This window comes from Bradyrhizobium sp. 139, assembly GCF_023074175.1.
GTDB lineage: Bacteria > Pseudomonadota > Alphaproteobacteria > Rhizobiales > Xanthobacteraceae > Bradyrhizobium.
The window spans coordinates 74,892-99,414 of record NZ_JADPKS010000028.1 but is presented as its reverse complement, the minus strand read 5'-3'; the positions used below and the strand labels follow the sequence as shown (position 1 = coordinate 99,414).

Below are 24,523 nucleotides of genomic sequence, written 5' to 3'. Positions count from 1 at the left end.
CGCACATCACGACAATTTATTTGGGTTGATGAGGAATTTTTCGCCGGTGGCGCGTTTGGCGTAGACCGCGATGTTGGCGGGATCGAGCGCCTCCTGAAGCGACACCACCTTGGTGTAGTGGCTCGCGAAGGTGGTCTTCAATTCATCGACCACGCGCTGGCGCAGCTTTGCCGCGTCAGCCTGCCCGATCTTCATCAGGAACGGAAACAGCAGCCAGCCGCCGACGCCCCAGGCCATGCCGAAGCCGCGCGGCAGCTCGATCGGACGGACATCGAGTCCGCCGTAGACATAGACCTGCTTGTGCACGTTGGAGCCGTAACGGCTGTACTCCTTCGCGGTCTTGTTGATCGCGACTTCCATGCAGTTGAGGATGTCGCCGGCGAGCTTGCCGCCGCCGATGGCATCGAACGCGATGGTGGCGCCGGTCTCGACCAGCGCATCGGTGAGATCGCCGAGGAAGCTCGGCGCGGTGGAATCGACGACGTATTTGGCGCCGAGCTTGTGCAGGATGTCGGCCTGCTCCTTGCTGCGCACGATGTTGACCAGCGGGATGCCGTCCTTGATGCAGATCTTGTTCAGCATCTGGCCGAGATTGGAGGCGGCCGCGGTGTGCACCAGCGCCTTGTGACCCTCGCGCCGCATGGTCTCGGTCATGCCGAGCGCTGTGAGCGGATTGACGAAGCAGGAGGCGCCTTCAGCCGGCGTGGTGCCTTCCGGCAATGGCAGGCACTCGCGCACCTTCAGAGTGCGATACTGCGCGTACATCGCGCCGCCGATCATGGCGACGGTCTTGCCCATCAGCGCCTTCGCGGCATCGGACGAGCCGGTCTTGATGACGACGCCCGCGCCTTCGTTACCGACCGGCATGGATTCGTCGAGCCGGCCTGCCATCGCGCGCATCGCGCCCTCCGGCACTTTCGCGGTGATGACGGGAGAGTCCTTCGTGCCCGACGCCTTCGCCGTGCTCATATCGGCCGCGCCGATCAGGAGCCCGAGGTCGGACGGGTTGATCGGCGCCGCCTCGACGCGGACGACGACCTCGTCCGCGGCGGGTTCAGGGGTCGACACATCGGCGAGCGAGATCTCGAGCTCGCCGCTCGTCTTGATCAGCGAACGCAGTTGCAGTCCGGTCTTGCCGTCGCTCATCTCGATCCTCCCCTGTTTTGTCAAAGCGCCGGCTTACGCCAGCGCCTTCAGTGCCGCCTTGCCGCCGTAGAGTGCCTGCTTGCCGAGCTGCTGTTCGATGCGCAGGAGCTGGTTGTATTTGGCGGTGCGGTCAGAACGTGCAAGGGAGCCGGTCTTGATCTGCCCGCAGTTGGTGGCGACCGCGAGGTCGGCAATAGTTGAATCCTCGGTCTCGCCGGAACGGTGCGACATCACCGAGGTGTAGCCGGCCTTGTGCGCCATCTCGACGGCGGCGAGCGTCTCGGTCAGCGTGCCGATCTGGTTGACCTTGATCAGGATCGAGTTGGCCCGGCCGGCCTTGATGCCTTCGGCAAGGCGCTTGACGTTGGTGACGAAGAGATCGTCGCCGACCAGCTGGCACTTCTTGCCGATGAGGTCGGTGAGCTCCTTCCAGCCGTCCATGTCGTCTTCCGACATACCGTCCTCGATGGTGACGATCGGATAGCGCGAGACGAGGTCAGCAAGATACTTGGCCTGTTCGGAGATCGAGCGGGTCTTGCCCTCGCCTTCATAGACGTACTTGCCATCCTTGAAGAACTCGGTCGAGGCGCAGTCGAGACCGATCACGATGTCAGTCCCTGCCTTGTAGCCGGCCTTGCCGATCGCGTTCATGACGAACTCGAGCGCGGCGTCGGCCGACGGCAGGTTCGGGGCAAAACCGCCCTCGTCGCCGACATTGGTGTTGTGCCCGGCCTTCTTCAGCTCGGATTTCAGCGTGTGGAAGACCTCCGTACCGTAGCGCAGGCCCTCGGCGAAGGAAGATGCGCCGACCGGCAGGATCATGAACTCCTGGAAGTCGATCGGATTGTCGGCATGCACGCCGCCATTGATGATGTTCATCATCGGCACCGGCAGCAGCCGCGCCGAGGTGCCGCCGACATAGCGATAGAGCGGCATGTCGAGCGAATTCGCGGCCGCCTTGGCGCAGGCCAGCGACACGCCGAGAATGGCATTGGCGCCGAGCCGGCTCTTGTTGGCGGTGCCGTCGAGGTCGATCATGATCTGGTCGAGCTGGGCCTGCTGCTCGACATCGAGGCCGCTCAGGGCCTCGAAGATCTCGCCGTTGACGGCGCCGACCGCCTTGGTGACGCCCTTGCCGAGATAGCGAGCCTTGTCGCCATCGCGCAGTTCCACCGCCTCATGAGCGCCCGTGGAGGCGCCGGAGGGCACCGCGGCACGGCCGAGCGCACCATCTTCCAGCACGACGTCGACCTCGACGGTGGGATTGCCACGGCTATCGAGAATTTCGCGGCCGATGATGTCGATGATGGCGGTCATGATGTCCACTTCCGTTCGTTAGGGCTGATCGGTGCCGCGGGTCTTACACGGAGCGCAAGCAAATGTGAACGCTTGGACCGCGTGCTTTGACTGGCGCGCGAAGCCCCCAAGGCTAAGCTAGACTTCGCCTGATCTGCGCGTCCAACCTCAATCTGAAACAGTCGGGGTAACGCCATGAATCGCCGCCAGTTTCTTGCCTCGAGCGTCGCCACCCTCGCCGTCCGCCCAGGTTTTGCGCAGGAAGCCCCGTTCCGGACAAAATATTTCCCGATCAGCCCTGGCATCGGCCTGCACGACCTCGCGCCCGCTCCTGATGGCACGGTCTGGTTCACCGCGCAGGGCCAGGGCATGCTTGGCAGGCTCGATCCGAAGGACGGCAGTTTCAAGACCGTGAGCCTCGGCCAGGGCGCCGCCCCGCACGGCGTGACGATCGGCCCCGACGGGGCGCCCTGGATCACCGAGGGCGGCCAGAACGCGATCGCGCGAGTCGATCCCGGCGATCTCAAGGTCACGCTGTTCCGCTTGCCGGAGAAATTCGCCTCCGCCAATCTCAACACCGGCGTGTTCGACAAAGCCGGCACCTACTGGTTCACCGGCCAGTCCGGGTATTACGGACGGCTCGCACCAAAGTCCGGCGACATGACGGTGTTCAAGGCACCGAAGGGCGTCGGCCCCTACGGCATCACGGTCACGCCCAAGGGCGAGGTCTGGTACGCCTCGCTCGCCGGCAGCCATATCGCGAAGATCGATCTGGCGAGCGGCAATGCGACCGTGGTCGAGCCGCCGACACCGAACCAGGGTTCGCGGCGGGTCTGGTCAGATTCGCAAAGCCGGATTTGGGTCAGCGAGTGGAACAGCGGCCATGTCTCGGTGCACGATCCCGCCAACGGCTCCTGGAAAACCTGGAAGCTGCCGGGCGATCGTCCCCGCACCTATGCCGTTTATGTCGACGACAAGGACAAGGTCTGGCTCACCGATTTCGCCGCCAATGCCATCGTCCGCTTCGATCCCACGACCGAGCGGTTCAACGTTTTCGCCAGCGACAGGGCCAATGCCAATGTGCGCCAGCTCGACGGCCGTCCGGGCGAGCTCTGGGGCTGCGAGTCCGGCAACGACCGCATCGTCATGATCCAGACGGTCGCGGCTGGTTGACGACAGCGACATTTGCGTCCATCCCGGCACCCAAAACAGGATGTGACGACGATGGCGAAAAAATCCCTCCAGCTCGGCCGCGCGGTCGAGTGGCCGCACACACCGGAAGAAGCCCAGCTCGACCGCGTGCCCAATCCGCAAAGCGGCACGGACTATCTGGTGCGCTTCACTGTGCCGGAATTCACCTCGCTCTGCCCGGTTACGGGACAACCGGATTTCGCGCATCTGATGATCGACTATGCGCCTGGCCCCTGGCTGCTGGAGTCGAAGTCGCTGAAGCTTTACATCGCGAGCTTCCGCAATCACGGCGCATTCCATGAGGACTGCACCGTGATGATCGGCAAGCGCATCGCCTCCGAGATCAAGCCGAAGTTCTTGCGCATCGGCGGCTACTGGTATCCGCGCGGCGGCATTCCCATCGACGTGTTCTGGCAGACCGGCCGCGTGCCGAAGGGCCTCTGGGTCCCGGAGCAAGGTGTCGCGCCGTACCGCGGGCGGGGCTAGTTTTTTCTCGATCACGAATTGAAGCGTCATGCCACACTAACTGGGCGCCAACGCAGCGGAAACACACGGGAGCTTTCTCCACTAGCCGGGGGCTGCCGAGGTCTCCCTGATCGGACCGTGATCGCGCGCCGGATAGTTGGCGCCGGATTCTGCAATGTGGCGCCGCACCGCTGCAATGAGTGCAGCGAGATTGCGAGACTCGATCGCATCGACAATCTCGACGTGGTGTGCAGCACTTCTCTGCAACTCGGCATTCGACGGCCACAAGGCGATCGGTCCTGGTCTGGCGCGGTTTCGGATCTCCACGATGAGGCTGGCGAGCGATCGGTTCGCTGCATGACGGTAGATTTCGTCGTGAAAGGCTGCGTTGGTATTTGCTTGATCGGCTTTGCTGCCGCGCACCACAGCATCTTCAAAAGTCTTTTGGGCCAGCTTGATGTTCTCCAGTTCAGCCGGCCCTATGTTCGGTAGCGCCTGTGTGACCGCTTCGACCTCGAGCAGCATCCGAATTGCCAAGATCTCGCGCACTACGTTCAAGTCGGGCTGGGCGACCCGGTATCCGCGATTTTCGACATGAGTGACCATCCCGCTTGCGGCGAGTTGGGTCAGCGCACTTCGAACGTCAAACCGTTTGGCAACGAACGCTTCTTCGAGGTCGATCTGGCGCAACCATTCGCCCGGCCGATAGTCGCCCTGGAGGATGGCGGCACCGATTTCCGCCGCCAACAATCGCCTTTGCTCCTTCCGTACTTTCATGGCTGCTTCCCTCTTTGACGCGCTTGACTTGCCAAAATTATTGCGCACAAATTGGCGCCAATAAATATGCATAACAAATCGCGGCGACGGGAGGAACAGTGGATGTCCGGCATCGATCGTAGAAGCTTAATGGTGATGTCGATGCTCGGTGCCACGATGGGGCTCCGGGGCACGGCCCAGGCTGCGCCGAACGGATATCCTGAGATCTATCAAAAAATTATCGAGGACGCCCAGAACGAGGGCAGCCTCCTCATTTATTCGATCATGTCGCCGGAAAACTGGCGGCCCGTGATCGAGGGCTTCAACAAGCTCTACCCGAAGATCAAGGTCGAGACCCTGGATCTCCCCGCCTCCCGCGAGAGCTTCGAGCGCTATCTGGCTGAGCGGAGCACCAACAGCCGCACCTGCGACCTCATCGCGACCGCCGATCCGGGCGGATGGATCGATTTCCAGGAGCGCGGCGAAGTCCTCGACTATGCGTCGCCCGAAGCCAAGGCTTGGCCGGATTGGTCAAAGCCGTTTCCCGGCGTCTACACCGTTTCGTCCGATCCGATGGCGCTGATCTGGAATAATGCCCTGGTGCCTGACGGCAAGCGGCCCAAGACCCTTGCCGAATTCGTCGAACTTGCGGTCGCAAATGAGAAAGCCTGGCGTAACCGCATCACCAGCTACGGCGTGCATCAAACGACTTTCGGCTACGGCATCAGCTATGCGTTCGTGAAGAAGCATGGCGAGAAGGCCTGGGACTGGTTCGCGCAGCTTGCAAAGCTTTCGCCGCGTTTCGAACGCTCCGGCGGGCCGATGACCGAAAAGGTCACCTCGGGCGAATACGTCACGGGCTGGTTTGTCTCGGCCATCACCTTCTGGCCGCGGCTTAATGATCCGGCGCGGGCACGAATCCTCGGTTGGAGTTTCATCGGAGACGGCCAGCCCGTCGTGCTGCGGGGAATCGCCATTCCGAAGGGCTCGAAGAACGTCAACGCCGCCAAATTGATGCTCGACTACGTCATCTCGGAAGACGGGCAGCGCGCATTCGGACGAGGTGGCCTGACGCCGGCGCGTCCAGGTGTGCAACCGGGCGACGGCATCCGCCATACGTATTCTTCGATCGTGGAAGCCGTTGGCGAGCAGAACATCTGCTACATCGGTTACGACCGGGACGCCCTGCGGGACTACGACAGCTTCGTGGCACGCTGGAAAAAAACCTTCAATGTCGCTTGAGGCAAGCACGACGCTCAGGCCCGCGTCGGCAGATGCTTTGCCGAAGCCGCTACCCGGCCGGGATACCGTCATCCAGTACGGCATGGCGCTGCTGACGGTCGGCCTGATCGCAGCGCCTCTGCTTCCCGTCCTCTATCAATCCATACTGGACCGCGCGCTCTATGATTCCGGCCAGCAGCTGACGCTGAACAACTTCGGCCGCCTGCTTCGCACCGACGGCTTCGGCCTCGTGATCTGGAACACGTTAGTCTTCGCCACCCTCACCACCGTCATCTCGCAAACACTAGGCACGTTGGCGGCGGTGCTGTTCGGCCGCACCGACATGCCGTTCGCACGGCTTTTCGGTGAGCTCTTCCTGTGGCCGATCTATCTCTCCGCGCTGGTGCTGTCGTTCGGCTGGTACACGATCTATGGGCCGGCCGGTTACCTGACGCTTCTGATCCAGTCGATCTTCGACGGCGCGCCCTGGAATCTTTACTCTTTGCCGGGCATGGCGATGATCGCCGGCGTCTCGCAAGCCCCCGTCGCCTACATCTACTGCATGTCATCGGCCTCGATTACCGATCCGACACTGGAGGAAGCCGCGCGCGTGGCCGGCGCCGGCACCTTGAGGACCTTGTGGCGGATCACGCTGCCGCTGCTGATGCCGGCGATCGCCTACAGTGCCGTGCTGAATTTCACGGTGGGACTGGAACTGCTCGCGATCCCTTTGGTGTTCGGAGATCCCGTCGGCATCACCGTGCTGACCACCTTCCTCTACAATAACGGCGTGGCGTCGGCCCGCCCCGATCACGGGCTGGTGGCAACGGCGGCCGTGCTGATGCTGGCCGTCGTCTGCGTCCTGGTCTGGTTGCAAGGACGTCTGCTCGGCAACACAAGGCGTTTTGTCACACTGGGTGGCAAAGCCACACGACCGCGCCCTTTCCGCTTGAACGGACTGCGCTGGCCGCTTTGCACCGTCGCTGCAATCTACATCACCGCAACGGTCGTGATGCCGATCGGCGCGCTCCTGCTGCGCGCTTTCACAAGCCTGCTGTCGCCGATGGTGCCGATCACCGAGGTGCTGACGCTCGGCAACTTCACCAACATGCTCGAATATCCGGTCTACCTACGCTCTATCTGGAATTCGTTCATCGTCAGCACGCTCGGCGGCGTCATCGCCACCGCGATGGTCGCTCTGATCGCCATCATCGTGCTGCGGTCGGACTTCCGATGGCGTGGCCCACTGCACTACATCGCGCTGTTTCCCCGCGCAGTGCCGGGTGTCGTGGCCGGCGTGGGTTTCTTCTACGCGTTTGCGCTCGTTCCAGGCCTGGGAAGCCTTCGAAACACGATCTGGATTCTGGTGGCCGCCTTCACGATGCACTTCATTCCCGTGGGGCTCGGTGCGGTCGCGCCGATGTTGTTGCAGATGAGTCCGGATTTCGACCGCGCCGCACGCACGCAGGGCGCGGACTGGTGGACGACGAGCCGGCGGATCGTTCTGCCTTTGCTCCGGCCGGCGCTCGTCGCCTGCTTCATCATCCTCTTCATCACGTTCTTCAAGGAGTACACGACCGCGATCTTCCTGTTCGCCCCTGGCAGCGAGGTCATCGGGACCACGCTGCTTCAAGCCTGGACTCAGGGCGAGGTCGGCCTGGTATCCGCGCTGGCGACCATACAGATCCTGGTGATCGGGATCTGTGTCACGGCGGCGCGCGCCTTTCTCGGAGTGAAGCTTTATGGCTGAGTTGTTGATCGAGAACCTGCATAAGCGGTACGGACCGGTCAAAGCGATCGACGATGTCAACATCCACGTTGCGGATGGGGAGTTCGTCACGCTGCTGGGGCCGTCGGGGTGCGGCAAGTCAACGACCCTCGGCGCCATTGCCGGACTGGATCAGCCGACGAGCGGCCGCATCCGCGTCGGCAACAAGACCTATTTCGACGGCGAGAAGGCGATCTTCCTGCCGCCGGAAGCCCGCAATTGCGGGCTCGTATTCCAGAGCTACGCGTTGTGGCCGCACATGACGGTTTACGACAACGTCGTGTTTCCGCTCAAGCTGCGCAAGGTGTCGACCGCCGATTGCAAGCGCCGCGTCGAGGAGAGTCTTGCTCTCGTCGAGATGGAGCGCCTTCAGGATCGCTATCCACATCAGCTTTCCGGTGGCCAGCAGCAGCGCGTCGCACTCGCGCGAACGCTGGTCTACCAGCCCGAAATCCTCTTGCTTGACGAACCCCTGTCGAACCTCGACGCGAAGCTGCGCGACCGTGCCCGGACCTGGCTCGCCGAATTACGCACGCGTCTTGGCTTGACGACGATCTACGTGACACACGACCAGGTCGAAGCACTGGCCTTGTCCGACCGCATCGTCGTCATGAATGGCGGCCGTATCAGTCAGATCGGCTCGCCCCAGGAGATCTACACGCGGCCGGCGGACAGTTTCGTGGCCGACTTCATCGGGACGACGAATTTTCTGAGCGGCGACGTGGTCGGGGCGCCCGACGGCGATGGGCAGACGCTGGTCAGTCTCGCCGACGGTCAGCGCATTCTGATCAAGTCCGACAAACGTCCGTCGCTGGGCGACAAGGTCACGTTTGCCTATCGTCCCGAGCAGATGCGCCTGGCAGCAGCCAACGACCAGACGATCGGAGGTTCGATCATCGAGGCCGACGTGGTCAGCCATTCCTACGTTGGTGGCCGGTGGCAAATCGGATTGAGCGTCGGCGGAAATCAGATTCGCATCGAAACCCAGGACGCAACGACTGACCGCCAATTGCGCCTGTGGCTGCCTGTAACCGGCGGCATCCTGTTTACAGATCGGAACCATGGCAAATCTCACTGACGCCACCTCACCCGAAAGCGGACTGCATCGGGGCGACTATACGCCCGGCGTCCGCGGCCCGCTGACAGGGCTTCGCGTCGTCGACCTTTCGAGGCTGGTCGCGGGCAATCTGCTCACCCAGCATCTCGCCGACTTCGGCGCCGATGTCGTCAAGGTCGAACCGCGCGAAGGCGATACCCTGCGTGGCTGGCGTACAAAGGGTGTCGAAACGAACTGGAAGATACATTCGCGCAACAAGCGCAGCATCTGTCTGGAATTTCGTCGCGATGAAGCGGTGCCGCTGATTCGCAAGCTCATTCCCGGCGCAGCGATGCTGATTGAAAGCTTCCGTCCCGGTACGCTCGAGCAGATGGGGCTTCCTCCCGAAGAACTGCTACGGCTCGAGCCCAAGCTCGTGATCGTTCGAATATCGGGATGGGGACAGACCGGCCCTTATCATCGCCGCCCCGGCTTCGGGACGCTGGTGGAAGGCTTTTCCGGCTTCGCCGAGATGAACGGATTCCCTGATCGCGAGCCGGTGTTGCCGCCGATGTATCTCGCGGACGCATTGTCCGGTCTCACCGGAGCGTTCGCAGCCATGGCGGCGTTGCGGGAAGTCGAAATCAACGGCGGAAAAGGACAGGTGATCGATCTGCCGCTGCTCGACCCGATCGTCAACTCGCTCGGTCCTCAGGCGGCAAATTATCGTTTGACCGGCGTGGTCAAGCCGCGCAGCGGGAGCCGCTCAAGCGGCTCGGTGCCGCGCAACGTCTATTGTACACTCGATGGCGGTTGGGTTTGCCTGTCGGCTTCCACGCAAGGTATGGCAATGCGGGTGCTGCGTTCAATCGGCCGCCCCGAGCTTTGCGATGATCCGCGGTTCAGGACTAACGAACAGAGGCTCGTCCATGTCGCCGAACTGGACAAGATCATCGGCGATTTCATTGCGACGCGGACGGTCGATGACAACGTGGCTTTCTTCGAAGCGGCCGAGGTGACCATCGGTCCGGTCAACGATACCGTGCGATTGATGAACGATCGCCACGTTCGGGCCCGCGAACTGCTGGCCGACTATCCCGACGAGGACATGGGAACGTTCCCGATGCACGCCGTTCCGGTGCGCCTGTCCGAAACGCCGGGCAGCATCCGGACGCCGGCGCCACGGCTCGGACAGCACAGCCGCACCATCTTGGCCGAATCCGGCCTCAGCTCCGACGAGATCGATACCGCCCTCGCCTCGGGCCTTGTGAAGGAAACCAGGACATGACAGTTCAACGAAAATTCCCGGTCTGGCGCTCGGCGCTGTTCGTACCCGCGAACGTGGAGCGGTTCGTCGTCAAAGCCGTCGAGCGTGGCGCGGACGCACTGATCATCGATCTCGAGGATAGTGTCCCGCTTGCTGAAAAAGCGAACGCCCGCGCGCTGATACCCGGCATCGTGAAGCGCTTTCGCGACACCGGGAATTCGGACGTCATGGTGCGGATCAACCAGCCGCTCGAATTGGCGGTGCCCGATCTGGAAGCGGCCGTCATCCCCGGCGTGGACGCGATCAAGATCACCAAGGTCGAAGGCGCCGAGCATCTGCGCCTGCTCGACGAAATGGTGACAAGATTGGAGATCGATCGCGGTTTGCCCCTCGGCAAGATCTGGTTCGTCGGCCTGATCGAGGCGCCGGGACCGCTCTCCAGGGCCCATGACATCGCGCGGTCGATCCCGCGGCTGGCGGGCATTTCATTGGGGGCAGAAGATTATGCGACCGCCATCGGCGCCAAGCCGACGGAAGAGACCCTGTTGATGCCCAAGCAACAGATTGTGCAGGCAGCGCGAGCCGCGGGTATCATGCCGCTCGGCACCATCGGCTCGGTAGCCGATTTCTCCGATCTGGAAGGCTATACCAGGATCGTGAGGCGGTCAGCGGATTTTGGATTCGTGGGCTCTGCCTGTATTCACCCATCTCTGGTGCCGATCCTCAACGCGGGTTTCAGCCCATCCCCACATGAGGTGGCTGACGCGGAGCGGGTCGTTACACTCAACAAGCAGGCGGCGGCCGAAGGGCGCGCCTCCTTCGCCATCGATGGCAAGATGATCGACATCCCGATCGTTCAGCGGGCAGAAGCACTCCTCGAGCGCGCGCAAGCGATCGCTGCGCGGGCGCATCGGTCTCGTTGATTTTGCCGGCCTCAGCGCGCCACGCCGCAAGCCAGGCTGCATCCGGGGAACGGGGTCCGAGCGATAGGGCGCGCTCGGCTACGCAGATGATGCCGCAACCGACGACTTGCCGGCACTTCAGGGATCGAAGGGTGAGATTTGATTAAAGATCGAAGGGATTGCGCTACCGTTCTTCCACGGAAAAATGCAGGAATCGGTAATCCAATACTTCGTCAGGCGCGCGCGTCAGAAGGTGCCCGCTGTTTGAGCAGGCGGGCGCAGACGAGGCCCAGCACCACCATGATTCCCGCGCTCGTAAGCAGGGTCGGTCCTTTGCCGGCATGCGCGAGGCCGAACCCATAGGCGAGCGGACCGACGGTCTGCCCCATGAAAAAGAAAAACGAGTGCAGCGACATCGCCGTCGCCCGCGCCCCGATCGACAGCTCGCTGGCGAACACCTGCAAACAGCCATGGATCATGTAGAAGCCCCAGCCCATCGCCAGCATGCTGACGAATTGCAGCTTCCAGCCAGGACCGAAGGCGAGCACGCCGAGCTGCAACCCCACGAGGCTCGCGCCCGCGATCATCATGCCCTTGACGCCGAGCCGCGGCAGGAAGCGCGATACCGTCAAGGTGTAGAACAACCCACCGACCGCAAAACCCGCGATCACGACGCCCGCGATCGACAGAGATTTCTCGCCGAGATCGAACAGGAAAGCGGCTATGAAGGGAAACAGGCCGAACACGCAGCAGCCTTCCACGAACACGGCCGAGTAGCAGAAGCGCGTGTTGGGATTGGCGAAGATGGTGCGGTAGCCCTGCCTCAAGGTTTTCAGGTCGGTCTTCGGCGGTGCCGTCAGCGCGGCACCACGAAAGCCCGCCGCAACCGCGACGGCCGCAATGAGGCCGAGTGCCCCGAGGATCGCGAGCACGCCGCGCCACCCGATGAGATCGCCAATGATTCCGCTGGCGGATGAGCCGAGCAGATTGCCGGTCATCGAACCGGCCATCGTGCGCCCGATCGCGACCTGCCGCTTGGCGGGCGCAACGAGGTCGGCGGTCAGGCCGAGTGCGACGGGAAACACGCCGCCCGCGGCGATGCCGGCCAGGATGCGGCTCGCGAACAGGCCCGAGAAGGAGCTGGCGAGCGCGCCGAGAATGCAGGCGACGCCGAGCAGCGCCAGGCACAGCGTCATCAATCGCGCCTTGCCGAACAGGTCGGCAGCCGCTCCGATGGCCGGCTGAACCAGCGCGTAGATCAAGGCGAATCCGGCCGCGATGCTCGCCGCCGTCGTGATGCTGATCGCGAAGTCGTCCGCGACATGCGGCAGGACAGGATCAAGCGCCCGCGTCGACAACGCCGCCGAGAATCCGGCGAGCGCGATGATATTGATCGCGGGCGGAAACTTCTGGTCGGAGGACGGCCTCGTCACAGGCTGGTGCATCAGCGCATTGTGCTTTTTGCCAGCGCGTCGAACGCCATCAGCGTGCGAATCAGTCCTTCGAATTCGCGCAGCGGCACCATGTTGGGCCCGTCCGAGGGTGCGCGATCAGGATCGGGATGGGTCTCGATGAAGACGCCGGCAACGCCTACGGCAACAGCCGCGCGTGCGAGCACCGGGACGAATTCGCGCTCGCCGCCGGAGGAAGTCCCCTTCCCGCCGGGCTGCTGGACCGAATGGGTGGCGTCGAAGATCACGGGCGCGCCGGTGGTGCGCGCCAGGATCGGCAGCGCACGCATGTCGGAGACCAGCGTGTTGTAGCCGAACGAGGCGCCGCGCTCGGTGACGAGCACGTTGGGGTTGTTAGCACTCGTGATCTTGGTCACGACATTCGCCATGTCCCAGGGCGCGAGAAATTGCCCCTTCTTGACGTTGACGACCTTGCCCGTCGCGGCCGCCGCCAGCAGCAGATCGGTCTGCCGGCACAGGAAGGCCGGGATCTGGAGGATGTCCACGGCTTGCGCCACCTCGGCGCACTGCGCAGCGTCATGCACGTCGGTCAGGACCGGCAAGCCGAGCGAGGCGCGGATCTCGGCGAAGATCGGCAGCGACTGTGCGAGCCCGAGACCGCGGGCAGCCGACGCGCTGGTGCGGTTGGCCTTGTCGAACGAGGTCTTGTACACGAGGCCAATCTTCAGCCGCGCGGCGATCTCCTTCAGCGCGGAGGCCACCTCCAGCGCATGCTGGCGGCTTTCGAGCTGACACGGCCCGGCAATGATCGAGATCGGCAGATCATTGCCGAACTTGACCGTGCCAATGGTGACGACCGGCGCTGCTGAATTCGAAGAGCTCAAGGCCAATTTCCCTCGTTTCGCCGCGACCATAGCGGCCGAACAGGTCGGATCAACCCTATTCGGCCCGGCCATTCGAATATCAGGATTGCGCCAAAGCTCTCCGCAAGGCTTCCGGGGTGCCCTACTTCACCGACGAGAAGGCCGTCGGCGTCAGGAACTGGCTGACGATGTTGCCGACGATCTGGCCGTCCGCCTCCGACTTCGCTCGCGCATCCATCCAGTCCGGATCGGTCATGAACGCACCCCACTTCTTCTCGCGCTCGGCGAGCGAGTCCCAGGCCAGGAAATAGGTCAGCTCCTGGTTGGATTCACCGATCAGCGTGGTGAAGAACCCGGCTTGGCGAATGCCGTGCTTTTCCCAAAGCTTCAGCGTCACCGTCTCGAACCGCTTCAGCAGCGCCGGCAAACGGCCGGGCACGCAGCGATAGACGCGCATTTCGTAGATCATCGAAGTTCAACTCCCTGCATTGCTGTTCTTGCGGCAGAGAGTTGTCGCAACAAACGTCGCAATCGTCAAAGGGCGAGAATGCGCTACACCAACCGGCTCTGCACCATCGCCGCCTGAATGAACGAGGCGAACAGCGGGTGTGGCTCGAAGGGCCGCGACTTCAGCTCGGGGTGGAACTGGACGCCGATGAACCAGGGGTGATCCTCGTACTCGACAATCTCCGGCAAAATGCCATCGGGCGACAGGCCGGAGAATTTCAGCCCGTGCTGCTCGAGGCGGTCCTTATAGGCGGTGTTGACCTCGTAGCGGTGGCGGTGGCGCTCCGAAATCTCGGTCGCGTCGCCGTAAATCTGCGAGACGCGGCTGCCGCGGCTGAGCGCCGCGGGATAGGCGCCCAGACGCATCGTGCCGCCGAGATCGCCGGCCTTGGAACGCTTCTCCAGCTCGTTGCCACGCAGCCATTCCGTCATCAGGCCGACCAGCGGCTCCCTAGTCGGACCGAATTCGGTGGAATTGGCCTCCTCGATGCCGACGAGATTTCGCGCGGCTTCGATCACCGCCATCTGCATGCCGAAGCAGATACCGAAATACGGCACGTCGCGCTCGCGCGCGAACTGCGCCGCGCGGATCTTGCCTTCGGCGCCGCGCTGGCCGAAGCCGCCGGGCACCAGAATGCCGTTGACGTGCTCGAGGAACGGCGCCGGATCTTCCTTCTCGAAGATCTCGCTCTCGATCCAGTCGAGATTGACCTTCACCTTGTTGGCGATTCCGCCATGCGAGAGCGCCTCGATCAGCGACTTGTAGGCGTCCTTCATGCCGGTGTATTTGCCGACGATGGCGATGGTGACGTTGCCTTCGGGACTGCGGACGCGCTCGTTGATCTGCTGCCAGCTTCGCAGCTCCGGCGGAATCCGCGAGCCAATGCCGAAGGCGGCGAGCACTTCGTCGTCCAGGCCCGCGTTATGATAGGCCTCGGGCACGGCATAGATGTTGTCGACGTCGCGCGCCTCGATCACGGCGCTTTCGCGCACGTTGCAGAACAGCCCCAGCTTGCGCCGCTCCTCCTTCGGGATCTCGCGGTCGGTGCGGCAGAGCAGGATGTCCGGCTGGATGCCGATCGAGCGCAGCTCCTTCACCGAGTGCTGCGTCGGCTTGGTCTTGAGCTCGCCGGCGCTCGGGATGTAAGGCAGCAGCGTCAGATGGATGTAGACGGCGTGATCGCGCGGCAGCTCGTTCTTAAGCTGACGGATCGCCTCGAAGAACGGCAGGCCTTCGATGTCGCCGACAGTGCCGCCGATCTCCACCAGCACGAAATCGTAATCATCGTTGCCGTCGAGGACGAATTCCTTGATGGCGTTGGTGACATGCGGAACCACCTGGATGGTGGCGCCGAGATAGTCACCGCGGCGCTCCTTGGAGATGATGTCCTGGTAGATGCGTCCGGTCGTGATGTTGTCGGCCTTGGTCGCAGGCCGCCCGGTGAAGCGCTCGTAGTGACCGAGATCGAGATCGGTCTCCGCGCCATCATCGGTCACGAACACTTCGCCGTGTTGATACGGCGACATCGTTCCGGGATCGAGGTTGAGATAAGGATCGAGCTTGCGGAGGCGGACCTTGTAGCCCCGGGCTTGCAACAGAGCACCGAGTGCCGCTGAACCCAGACCCTTGCCGAGCGAGGAAACCACGCCGCCGGTGATGAATATGTACCGCGCCATGGGACTTAACCTCTAATCCCTCGAATCCGATTCGCCAAAGCGATTCGTATTCCGCCCCAAAGATTTTGCGGGCCTGTGGGTGAACCAAAACAAAGAGTGATGACAGAGCCTTGATGGGGATTGTTGATGCAGGACGGTAGAAGTCCCCCTGCATGGCCCCCCTGCTTTATTGCGAGCGCGGCACCTGCGGGCCGGCGGGCGCCTGGTTCTGCTGCTGCTCATCCGACTTCTTCAACGAATCCAGAATGCCGCCCGAGGTCGGCGGCGCGATCGGCCCGCCACCGGCGGGCTGGGTCTGCGACGTCGGCTGGCCGATGATCGAGGACGGCTTGCGGTCGTAGCCGGCGTACCAGGACAGGAACAGGCTGGTGAGGAAGAAGCCCACGGCCAGAACAGCAGTCGTCCGCGACAAAAGATTCGCGGTGCCGCGGCTCGACATGAAGCCTGCACCTCCCCCCATGCCGAGGCCGCCGCCTTCCGATTTCTGGAGCAGGACGGCGCCGATCATGACGACGACGATCATGAGGTGAATGACAATGACAACAGTCTGCATAGTACCCTTCCGTCACAAGCCGACAGCGCCGGTGCCGGCAGCCGATCGCGCTTCGCGGGTTTTCCTGAAGTTGCGCGGTGTTACACGATCGGAAACGGCATTGCCACCCCAGATCAGCCGCGGCCGCGCTTTGAGGTTAGCTAGGGGCAGCCCTTCGCAATCGCAAGGAAATCGGCCGCCTTCAGGCTGGCGCCGCCGACCAGCGCGCCGTTGACGTTTTTCACGGCCATCAGCTCGGTCGCGTTCGACGGCTTGACCGAGCCGCCGTACAGGATGCGCATCTTCGCCCCGTCCGCCCTGAACCGGGAGGTCAGGAGTTCCCGGATAAAGCCATGAATCTGCTCGACATCCCGGGCGGTCGGGGTCAGGCCGGTGCCGATCGCCCAGACCGGCTCGTAGGCCACGACCAGGTTGGCGGCGGTCGAGCCGTCCGGCAGGGAGCCCTCAAGCTGGCTGCGCACGATGTCCAGGGTTTGGCCGGCATCGCGCTGGCCTTGCGTTTCGCCGATGCAGACGATCGCCGTCGCGCCAGCGCGCCAGGCGGCCTCGGCCTTCTGCCGGATCAGCGCATCGCCCTCGCCGTGGTCGGCCCGACGCTCGGAATGGCCGACGATGACGGCGGTCGCGCCCGCGTCTGTCAGCATTTCGGCGGCGATATCGCCGGTATGGGCGCCGGAGGCCTCGGGGTGGCAATCCTGCGCCCCCACCGCGACCTTTTTGCCGCTCGCCATGCCGGCATAGGCCGCGATCAGGGTCGCCGGCGGGCAGATCAGCAAGTCGGCTTTGGCGGCCACCTCCGCCGCGCCCTTGAGCATGGCGTCGAATTCGGCAGCCGAGCCCTTGAGGCCGTTCATTTTCCAGTTGCCGGCGATCAGCGGTCGGATGGCATCGGTCATGTCAATTTCCAGCAAAATGAGGTTTGTGCATGCGCTAGCAGAGCTGTTGCGGCAGTTCCAGAGAGCTAAGGGCTTTTAACCGCAGCTTCGAGAGACCGCCTGACCTGAGGTTGCGGGGGGAAAGCTGCCACTTTATGATGATCTATCAATTTGGTGACGCGCTTCTGCGGAATCTGCATTAAGACGCGCTCCCGTTCCCCTCCTGCCAAATAAGTTGGACCAAATGCTTCGAGGAATGCGCAAGGCCTCATCAAACTGGCTCGGCAAGACCATCATGGCCGTGGTGATGGGTGTGCTGATCATCAGTTTCGGCGTTTGGGGCATCGCCGACATCTTCAAAGGCTTCGGGCAGTCCACCCTGGCCAAGGTCGGCGGCACCGAAATCTCGTTGAACGAGTTCCGGCAGACCTATACCGAGCGGCTGCAACAGATCAGCCGCCAGTTCGGCCGGCCGCTGACGCCCGACCAGGCGCGCGCCTTCGGCCTCGACCGCCAGGTGCTCCAGCAGACGATCGCGGAAGCCGCCCTCGATGAAGAGGCGCGCCGGATCGGGCTCGGCCAGTCCGACGAGCAGATCCGCCAGGTCATCATGAACGACCCCAACTTCAAGGGCGTCGGCGGCAGCTTCGATCCGAACCGCTTTCAGGCCCTGATCCGCAATTTCGGCTACACCGAGCAGCGCTACGTCTCCGAGCAACGCAAGGTGTCGCTGCGCCGGCAGATCACTGGCACGATCGGCGCCGGCCTCGAACCGCCGAAGGCCATGATTGACGTGCTGACGCGGTTCCAGAACGAGCAGCGTGCGATCGAATTCGTCAGGCTCGACGCCGCGCAGGCGGGCACCATCGACGCACCCTCGCCCGAAACGCTCGCCGCCTATTTCGAGGATCACAAGGTCCAGTTCCGCGCGCCCGAATATCGCAAGATTTCCTTCGTCGTGGTCTCGCCGGAAGAGATCGGCAAATGGAGCGAAGTCTCCGACGAGGACGCCAAGAAAGTGTTCGATCAGCGCAAGGACCGGCTCGGCACGCCGGAGAAGCGCCAGATTCATCAGATCGTATTCCCCAACGCGGCCGAGGCGCAGACCGCGCGCGAGCGCCTTGCTGGCGGGATGTCGTTCGAGGACCTCGGCAAGGAGCGCGGGCTGAGCGCGTCCGACGTCGACCTTGGCCTCGTGACCAAGTCTTCGCTCGATCCCGCGGTCGGAGACGCCGCCTTCTCGCTTCCCGCCGGTGAGATCAGCCAGCCGATCCAGGGCCGTCTCGGCACCGCGATCGTCAAGGTCGACAAGATCGAGCCTGGCGCTGAGGCGAACTACGCCAGCGTTGTCGGCGACATCAAGCGCGAGATCGCGACCGAGCGCGCGCGCGTCAAGATCGCCGATCTCCGCGACAAGATGGAAGACGAGCGCGGCGGCGGCGCCAGCGTGATCGACGCGGCGCAGAAGCTCGGTCTTGCCGCCGTGACCGTCGACGCCGTCGACCGCTCCGGCCGTGCTCCGAACGGCCAGCCCGTCTCCAGCATCCCGCAGGGCCTCGACGTGGTGTCGCAGGCCTTCAACACCGATGTCGGGGTCGACAACGACTCAATCTCGTTCAAGGGCGGCTATGTCTGGTACGACGTGCTTGCCATCACGCCCTCGCGCGACCGCAATCTCGACGAGGTCCGCGACCAGGTTGAGGCGCGCTGGCGCCAGGACCAGATCGCCGCCAAGCTGAAAACCAAGGCGACCGAGATGGTGCAGAAGCTCGAACAGGGCGACAAGCTGTCTGATGAAGCTGCCGCGATCAGCGCCAAGGTCGAGACCGCCACCGGCTTCAAGCGTGACGACTCGCCTGCCGGCGTGCCCGCCAACGTCATTTCGGCCGTTTTCCGCACTGCCAAGGACGGAGTCGGACAGACGGCCGTGAGCGGCGGCAGCGAGGTGATCATCTTCCGCGTCACAGACATCGTCGAACCCGCGCTCGACGCCGCCTCCGACGCGGTGAAGAAGCTGAAGGACAGCCTCGACCGCGCGCTAACCGACGAGCAGGTCGCCTCCTACGTCAACAAGCTCGAAACCGACATCGGGACCACGATTAATCAGGCCGCCTTCGCGCAGGTGACCGGCGCGAACCAGTGAGTTGAAAGCACGCGATGGACGACCTGAAATCGATCATTGGAAAAGTGGCGACCGGCGCCAGCCTGTCGCGTGACGAAGCAGCTTCCGCCTTCGATGCCATGATGTCCGGCGAGGCCACCCCCTCGCAAATGGGTGGCCTCCTGATGGCGCTCAGGGTGCGCGGCGAGACCGTCGACGAGATCACCGGCGCCGTCTCGGCGATGCGCTCCAAGATGCTGACCGTGACGGCACCGCCCGAAGCCGTCGACATCGTCGGCACCGGCGGCGACGGCTCCGGCTCGGTCAACGTCTCGACCTGCGCCTCCTTCATCGTCGCGGGCGCCGGCCTGCCGGTGGCCAAGCACGGTAACCGCGCGCTGTCGTCGCGCTCGGGCGCGGCCGACGTGCTGGCCTCGCTCGGCGTGAAAATTGATCTCAGGCCTGAGCAGGTGGGGCTCTGCGTGCGTGAATGCGGCATCGGCTTCATGTTCGCCCCCGCCCATCATCCCGCCATGAAGAACGTCGGCCCGACCCGGGTCGAGCTCGCCACGCGCACGATCTTCAACCTGCTCGGCCCTCTGTCGAACCCGGCGGGCGTAAAGCGGCAGATGGTCGGCGTGTTCTCGCGGCAATGGGTGCAGCCGCTGGCGCAAGTGCTGAAGAACCTCGGCTCCGAATCCGCCTGGGTCGTGCACGGCTCCGACGGCCTCGATGAGATCACCCTCACCGGCCCGACCTTCGTCTCCGCGCTCCACAATGGCGAGATCCGGAATTTCGAGGTGACGCCGGAAGACGCCGGCCTGTCGCGCTGCGATCCCGGTGCGCTCAAGGGCGGCGACGCCGACGCCAATGCGATCGCCTTGCAGAGCGTGCTCGACGGCAAGCCGAGCCCCTATCGTGATGTGGCGCTGATAAACGCCGCCGCCGCGCTGGTCGTGGCCGGTCGCGCCAAGGACCTCAAGGAGGGCGTTGCGATCGGCGCCAAATCGCTCGACAGCGGGGCCGCGAGCGCGCGACTGAAGCATCTGATCGCGGTTTCGAACGGCTGAGCCTGACATGTCGGACATCCTGACCAAGATCGAAGCGTACAAGCGCGAGGAGATCGCAGCCGCCAAGCGCGCGCAGCCGCTCCCGGAAGTCGAGGCCAAGGCCAAGGCGCAACCCGCCCCGCGCGGCTTCGTGCGCGCGATCAAGGCCAAGCACGCCAATGGCGACTACGCGCTGATCGCCGAGGTCAAGAAGGCATCGCCGTCGAAAGGGTTGATCCGCGCCGATTTCGATCCGCCGCTTCTCGCCAAGGCCTATGAGGCCGGCGGCGCGGCCTGTCTGTCGGTCCTGACCGACACGCCATCGTTCCAGGGCCATCTCGACTTCATGGTGGCGGCGCGCGCGGCGACGTCGCTCCCGGTGCTGCGCAAGGATTTCATGTTCGACACCTACCAGGTGACTGAAGCGCGCGCGCATGGCGCCGACTGCATCCTGATCATCATGGCCGCGCTCGACGATGCCACCGCCAAAGATCTCGAGGACGCTGCCCTCGCCTACGGCATGGATGTGCTGATCGAAATCCACGACCGCGCCGAGCTCGACCGCGCGCTGAAGCTGCGTTCGCCGATGATCGGCGTCAACAACCGGAATTTGCGCACCTTTGAGACCACGCTCGCGACCAGCGAGACGCTGGCGCCGCTGATCCCTGCGGAGCGGCTGATGGTCGGCGAGAGCGGCATCTTCACGTCCGCCGATCTCGGCCGGCTCGAACGCGCCGGCATGTCGACCTTCCTGGTCGGCGAGAGCCTGATGCGCCAGGCCGACGTGACCGCCGCCACCCGCACGCTGCTCGCGCGCGAGAACGCGCCGCGCGCGACGGGTACGCGCTGACATGGCGCGCAAGCCCTCGAAGACCAAGCCTTCCAAGACCAAGCCTTCCAAGACGGCCGGCCCTGCCCTCACCCATATCGCCGCCTCCGGCGAGGCCCGGATGGTGGACGTGTCGGACAAGGCGTCGACCGAGCGGCTCGCGGTCGCCGAAGGCCGCGTCATCATGACCAAGGCGACGCTTGATCTCATCGTCTCGGGCAACGCCAAAAAAGGCGACGTGCTCGGCACCGCGCGCATCGCCGGCATCATGGCCGCCAAGCGCACCTCGGAGCTGATCCCGCTCTGTCATCCCCTCGCCCTGTCGAAGGTCACGGTCGACATCGAGCCCGACGCGAAACTGCCGGGCTGCCTCGTCCGGGCCAGCGTGAAGGTGACGGGTCCGACCGGCGTCGAGATGGAGGCGCTCACGGCCGTTTCGGTCGCCTGCCTCACCATCTACGACATGATCAAAGCGGTGGAACGCGGCGTGCGCATCGAGGGCATCCATCTCGTCGAGAAGCTCGGCGGCAAGTCGGGCCACTACCGCGCCTGAGCGCGCCGCTACTTCCGTGACCTGCTGATCGATCCGAATTTGCGCTGAGCCTGCTGCCCATGCCGTTCACGATGGTGATGATGGCAAGCGCAATGCCGGCCGCCCCGGGCATTGATTGCTTTTGTGCGCGTCCATTCATGACGCGTTAACCGCGCTTCCTAACTTCGCCTCCACCCAGTTCCCGTAAACCAACGGATGTTTCCAGGGCCGAGAGTTGACCCTGGCGTGTGCACGGTAATGATCGAGCATGATGACGAGATTCGGCAGTCGCCTCTTCGACCAGGCAGCGCTCGTCCGCAGCGGGCCGATCCGCTGGCTGGTGGTGGGTGGGATATTCCTGATCGCCGCGATCGCCATCGGTGCCACGCTGATGGCGCAGAACTTTCGCGAACGCGCGCTGCGCAACTCCGGCCGCGAGCTGGAAAACACCGTGCTGCTGCTCACCCATCATTTCGACCAGCAATTGCAGGATTTCGCGGTCATCCAGAAGGACTTCGTCGACCATGTTCGCGCAAACGGGATTGCGAGCGCGGAGGACTATCGCAAACGCCTCTCCGGCCAGGACATCCACCGGATGCTCCGTTCCAAGATCGAGGCGCTGCCCTATATGGGCGGCGTCAACATCATCGATGCCGACGGCAACCTGATCAACTCCTCAACGACATGGCCGGCACCAAAGGTCAACGTTGCCGATCGCGCCTATTTCCGGACTTTCAGATATGATCCGCATGCACCCGACGTGCTGATCGAGCCGGTGCACAGCCGCATCTCCGGCGAATGGACCATCCTGATCATCCGCAAGATCGTCGGGCCGAACGGCGAATTCATGGGGGTGGTCGGGCGCGGCATCGAGCCTGCCAGTTTCGAGAAATTCTTCGCCTCCGTCGTGCTCGGCGGGGGCGCGACGATCTCGATGCTGCATCGGGACGGCACGCTGCTCGCCCGCTATCCCCATTCCAGCGAATTGATGGGCAGGAATTTCAAGGCCGGCCCGTTCGAGCATCAGAGGGTCTTCGGGCTCGATCATTTCGTCGGCCGCTTCATGAGCCCCGTCGACGGTGAGGACCGGCTGATCTCCTCGCGCGCCCTGCCCCACTTCCCGATCCTGATGATGGCCACCATGACGCGCACGGCCGCGCTGACGGACTGGCGCGAACAGATTGGCATCCTGATCTCGGTTGCAAGCGCCTCCGCGCTCGCCATTGCGGGCGTGCTGATCGCGATCGTGCGCAAGCTCCTGGAGCAGCACCGTGCCTCCCGCGAGCGACTGACGCTGGAGAAACAGCGCCTCGACCGAGCCGTCAACAACATGACGCAGGGCCTGCTGCTGTTCGACGCCGAGCGGCGGCTCGTGGTGTGCAACCAGCGCTACATCGAGATGTACGGGCTGTCGGCCGATGTCGTGAGACCCGGCTGTAGTTTCCACGACATCATTGCGCACCGCAAGGCCACCGGCTCGTTCACAGGCGACCTGGACTCGTATGTCGCGCGCGTGCTGCGCGACATCCATGTGCGCAACTCCATGGTGGTCGATACGTCCGACGGGCGCTCGATCCACATCCTTAACGAGCCGCTCGCGGACGGCGGCTGGGTGGCGACCCACGAAGACGTCACCGAGCGCCGGCGGACCGAGGAGCGCATCACCCACCTCGCCCACTATGATGCGCTGACCGATCTGCCCAACCGCACCCTGTTCCACGAGCATCTGCGCGAAGAGCTGGCTGCCATCGCCGGCGAGGAAGAGATCGCGGTGCATTACATCGACATCGACGAGTTCAAGGGCGTCAACGACGCACTCGGCCATCTCGTCGGCGACGAGCTGTTGAAATCGGTCGCGCGGAGTCTGCGCCGCTGCGCAGGCCCGGCGGACTTCGTGGCGCGGCTCGGCGGCGACGAATTCGCCATCGTGCAAAGCGCGGTGACGTCGCTGGAGCAGGTTAGCGATCTCGTCGCGCGGGTCTTCGAGGCCATCCGCACGCCGTTCGACTGCATGGGCCATCATCTCACCAGCGACGCCAGCATCGGCATCGCGTTGGCGCCGGCACACGGCACGGTGCTGGACCAGATCCTGAAGAACGCGGACATGGCGATGTACGCCGCCAAGGCCGCAGGACGCCGGACCTATCGCTTCTTTGAGCCGGAGATGGACGCCAAGATTCGCGAGCGGCGCCAGCTCGAGATCGATCTGCGCCACGCTATCGCCTATGGCGGGCTCGAGGTCTACTACCAGCCCTGCCTCGCCCTGAAGGACGACCGCATCACCGGCTGCGAGGCGCTGGTGCGCTGGCGCCATCCCGAGCGCGGCATGGTCTCGCCCGCCGAGTTCATCCCGATCGCCGAAGACACCGGCCTGATCAACGAGATCGGCGAATGGGTGCTGGCAACCGCCTGCCGCGATGCCGCCAACTGGCCCGACGACATCCGCCTCGCCGTCAACGTCTCGCCGGTTCAATTCAAGAGCGGCACGTTGGCGCTGAAGATCATGGCGGCCCTTGCCGCCTCCAATTTGCCGGCGAGCCGGCTCGAGCTCGAGATCACCGAGGCCGTACTGATCCGCGACGACGACACCGCGCTTGCGATCCTGCACCAGCTCCGCGCCATCGGCGTGCGCATCGCGCTCGACGATTTCGGCACCGGCTACTCCTCGCTGAGCTATCTGCACCGCTTCCCGTTCGACAAGATCAAGATCGACCGCTGCTTCGTCAACGACATCGCCGGTCCCGACGGCTCCGCCAGCATCGTGCAAGCCGTCGTCAACTTAGCTGCCGCCCGCCGCATGACCACCACGGCCGAGGGCGTCGAGACCGAGGAGCAGCAGCGCCTGCTCCGCGCGCTCGGCTGCTCGGAGATGCAGGGCTATCTGTTCAGCGCCGCGAAGCCGGCCGACAAGGTGCTGGAGCTGTTCGCGCTGCACCGCAGCCGCCTTGCCCAGCGCGGCGGCAAGGAAAGCCACCGCCGCGAGGCGAGCTAGGGATCTGTCCCCACACAGGCGCGATCGTCAGTTCATGGGGCCAAGCGGGGCCGCTTGGAATTAAAGACTGTTTGGTCTATATATC

21 protein-coding genes are annotated in these 24,523 nt (G+C 63.9%); 12 read left to right on the top strand and 9 right to left on the bottom strand.

The window, feature by feature from the left end; all coding sequences use genetic code 11:
• Positions 1-6: 6 nt before the first annotated feature.
• On the bottom strand, positions 7-1,146 hold the full coding sequence (locus tag IVA80_RS07900; protein WP_247427600.1) for a zinc-binding dehydrogenase: 1,140 nt from the start codon (positions 1,144-1,146) through the stop codon (positions 7-9).
• A gap of 33 nt (positions 1,147-1,179) precedes the next feature.
• Positions 1,180-2,463 (bottom strand): phosphopyruvate hydratase, encoded by a 1,284-nt coding sequence (eno, locus tag IVA80_RS07895; protein WP_247427597.1) that lies wholly within the window; start codon positions 2,461-2,463, stop codon positions 1,180-1,182.
• 174 nt (positions 2,464-2,637) lie between these two features.
• On the opposite strand from eno, the gene IVA80_RS07890 reads away from it, so the two are divergent.
• Both IVA80_RS07890 and queF read left to right on the top strand, forming a co-directional pair.
• Positions 2,638-3,615 carry a lyase gene (locus IVA80_RS07890; protein WP_247427594.1) on the top strand — a complete coding sequence of 326 codons (978 nt, stop codon included), beginning with the start codon at positions 2,638-2,640 and terminating at the stop codon, positions 3,613-3,615.
• A 51-nt stretch (positions 3,616-3,666) separates the two neighbouring features.
• On the top strand, positions 3,667-4,119 hold the full coding sequence (queF, locus tag IVA80_RS07885) for a preQ(1) synthase (RefSeq protein WP_247427591.1): 453 nt from the start codon (positions 3,667-3,669) through the stop codon (positions 4,117-4,119).
• A gap of 81 nt (positions 4,120-4,200) precedes the next feature.
• Here queF and IVA80_RS07880 read toward each other — a convergent pair whose 3' ends face one another.
• A complete protein-coding gene (locus tag IVA80_RS07880) occupies positions 4,201-4,875 on the bottom strand; it encodes a GntR family transcriptional regulator (RefSeq protein WP_247427587.1) in 675 nt (224 codons plus the stop codon).
• Positions 4,876-4,977: 102 nt separating this feature from the next.
• Between IVA80_RS07880 and IVA80_RS07875 the strand changes: the two genes are divergently transcribed.
• The 5 genes from IVA80_RS07875 to IVA80_RS07855 are packed head-to-tail and all read left to right on the top strand — an operon-like array spanning position 4,978 to position 11,069.
• Entirely contained in the window at positions 4,978-6,096 is a 1,119-nt protein-coding gene (locus IVA80_RS07875; RefSeq protein WP_247427584.1) for an extracellular solute-binding protein, read from the top strand.
• The gene (locus IVA80_RS07870; RefSeq protein WP_247427582.1) at positions 6,086-7,825 is read left to right on the top strand and encodes an iron ABC transporter permease; all 1,740 of its coding nucleotides are present in this window, start codon (positions 6,086-6,088) and stop codon (positions 7,823-7,825) included. The genes IVA80_RS07875 and IVA80_RS07870 overlap by 11 nt, the downstream gene beginning before the upstream one ends.
• Positions 7,818-8,921 (top strand): ABC transporter ATP-binding protein, encoded by a 1,104-nt coding sequence (locus IVA80_RS07865; protein WP_247427580.1) that lies wholly within the window; start codon positions 7,818-7,820, stop codon positions 8,919-8,921. Before IVA80_RS07870 ends, IVA80_RS07865 begins: the two co-directional genes overlap by 8 nt.
• Complete coding sequence (locus IVA80_RS07860; RefSeq protein WP_247427578.1) at positions 8,905-10,167, top strand: CoA transferase; 1,263 nt, start codon at positions 8,905-8,907, stop codon at positions 10,165-10,167. The genes IVA80_RS07865 and IVA80_RS07860 overlap by 17 nt, the downstream gene beginning before the upstream one ends.
• Positions 10,164-11,069 carry a CoA ester lyase gene (locus IVA80_RS07855; RefSeq protein ID WP_249809734.1) on the top strand — a complete coding sequence of 302 codons (906 nt, stop codon included), beginning with the start codon at positions 10,164-10,166 and terminating at the stop codon, positions 11,067-11,069. The genes IVA80_RS07860 and IVA80_RS07855 overlap by 4 nt, the downstream gene beginning before the upstream one ends.
• A 212-nt stretch (positions 11,070-11,281) precedes the next feature.
• Here the strand turns inward: IVA80_RS07855 and IVA80_RS07850 are convergent, their stop codons facing one another.
• From IVA80_RS07850 to tpiA, 6 genes are all read right to left on the bottom strand, one after another.
• The gene (locus IVA80_RS07850; protein ID WP_247427573.1) at positions 11,282-12,493 is read right to left on the bottom strand and encodes an MFS transporter; all 1,212 of its coding nucleotides are present in this window, start codon (positions 12,491-12,493) and stop codon (positions 11,282-11,284) included.
• Positions 12,493-13,344 (bottom strand): 3-deoxy-8-phosphooctulonate synthase, encoded by an 852-nt coding sequence (gene kdsA, locus IVA80_RS07845; RefSeq protein WP_247427571.1) that lies wholly within the window; start codon positions 13,342-13,344, stop codon positions 12,493-12,495. Before kdsA ends, IVA80_RS07850 begins: the two co-directional genes overlap by 1 nt.
• Positions 13,345-13,465: 121 nt before the next feature.
• The gene (locus IVA80_RS07840; RefSeq protein WP_247427569.1) at positions 13,466-13,792 is read right to left on the bottom strand and encodes an NIPSNAP family protein; all 327 of its coding nucleotides are present in this window, start codon (positions 13,790-13,792) and stop codon (positions 13,466-13,468) included.
• 83 nt (positions 13,793-13,875) lie between these two features.
• Entirely contained in the window at positions 13,876-15,507 is a 1,632-nt protein-coding gene (locus IVA80_RS07835; protein ID WP_247427566.1) for a CTP synthase, read from the bottom strand.
• Between the two features lie 166 nt (positions 15,508-15,673).
• Positions 15,674-16,060: a preprotein translocase subunit SecG gene (gene secG, locus IVA80_RS07830; protein ID WP_247427564.1), complete on the bottom strand. Its 387-nt coding sequence runs from the start codon at positions 16,058-16,060 to the stop codon at positions 15,674-15,676.
• Positions 16,061-16,200: 140 nt separating this feature from the next.
• On the bottom strand, positions 16,201-16,956 hold the full coding sequence (tpiA, locus tag IVA80_RS07825; protein WP_247427560.1) for a triose-phosphate isomerase: 756 nt from the start codon (positions 16,954-16,956) through the stop codon (positions 16,201-16,203).
• Positions 16,957-17,179: 223 nt separating this feature from the next.
• On the opposite strand from tpiA, the gene IVA80_RS07820 reads away from it, so the two are divergent.
• The 5 genes from IVA80_RS07820 (at position 17,180) to IVA80_RS07800 (ending at position 24,438) form a co-directional block, all read left to right on the top strand.
• Entirely contained in the window at positions 17,180-19,078 is a 1,899-nt protein-coding gene (locus IVA80_RS07820; RefSeq protein WP_247427556.1) for a SurA N-terminal domain-containing protein, read from the top strand.
• Positions 19,079-19,092: 14 nt separating this feature from the next.
• Positions 19,093-20,106 carry an anthranilate phosphoribosyltransferase gene (gene trpD / locus IVA80_RS07815; protein WP_247427554.1) on the top strand — a complete coding sequence of 338 codons (1,014 nt, stop codon included), beginning with the start codon at positions 19,093-19,095 and terminating at the stop codon, positions 20,104-20,106.
• A 7-nt stretch (positions 20,107-20,113) separates the two neighbouring features.
• Positions 20,114-20,935, top strand: coding sequence for an indole-3-glycerol phosphate synthase TrpC (trpC, locus tag IVA80_RS07810; RefSeq protein WP_247427551.1), 822 nt, complete (start codon positions 20,114-20,116; stop codon positions 20,933-20,935).
• A gap of 1 nt (position 20,936) precedes the next feature.
• A complete protein-coding gene (gene moaC / locus IVA80_RS07805) occupies positions 20,937-21,467 on the top strand; it encodes a cyclic pyranopterin monophosphate synthase MoaC (RefSeq protein WP_247427548.1) in 531 nt (176 codons plus the stop codon).
• A gap of 247 nt (positions 21,468-21,714) precedes the next feature.
• Complete coding sequence (locus IVA80_RS07800; protein ID WP_247427545.1) at positions 21,715-24,438, top strand: EAL domain-containing protein; 2,724 nt, start codon at positions 21,715-21,717, stop codon at positions 24,436-24,438.
• Positions 24,439-24,523 lie beyond the last annotated feature (85 nt).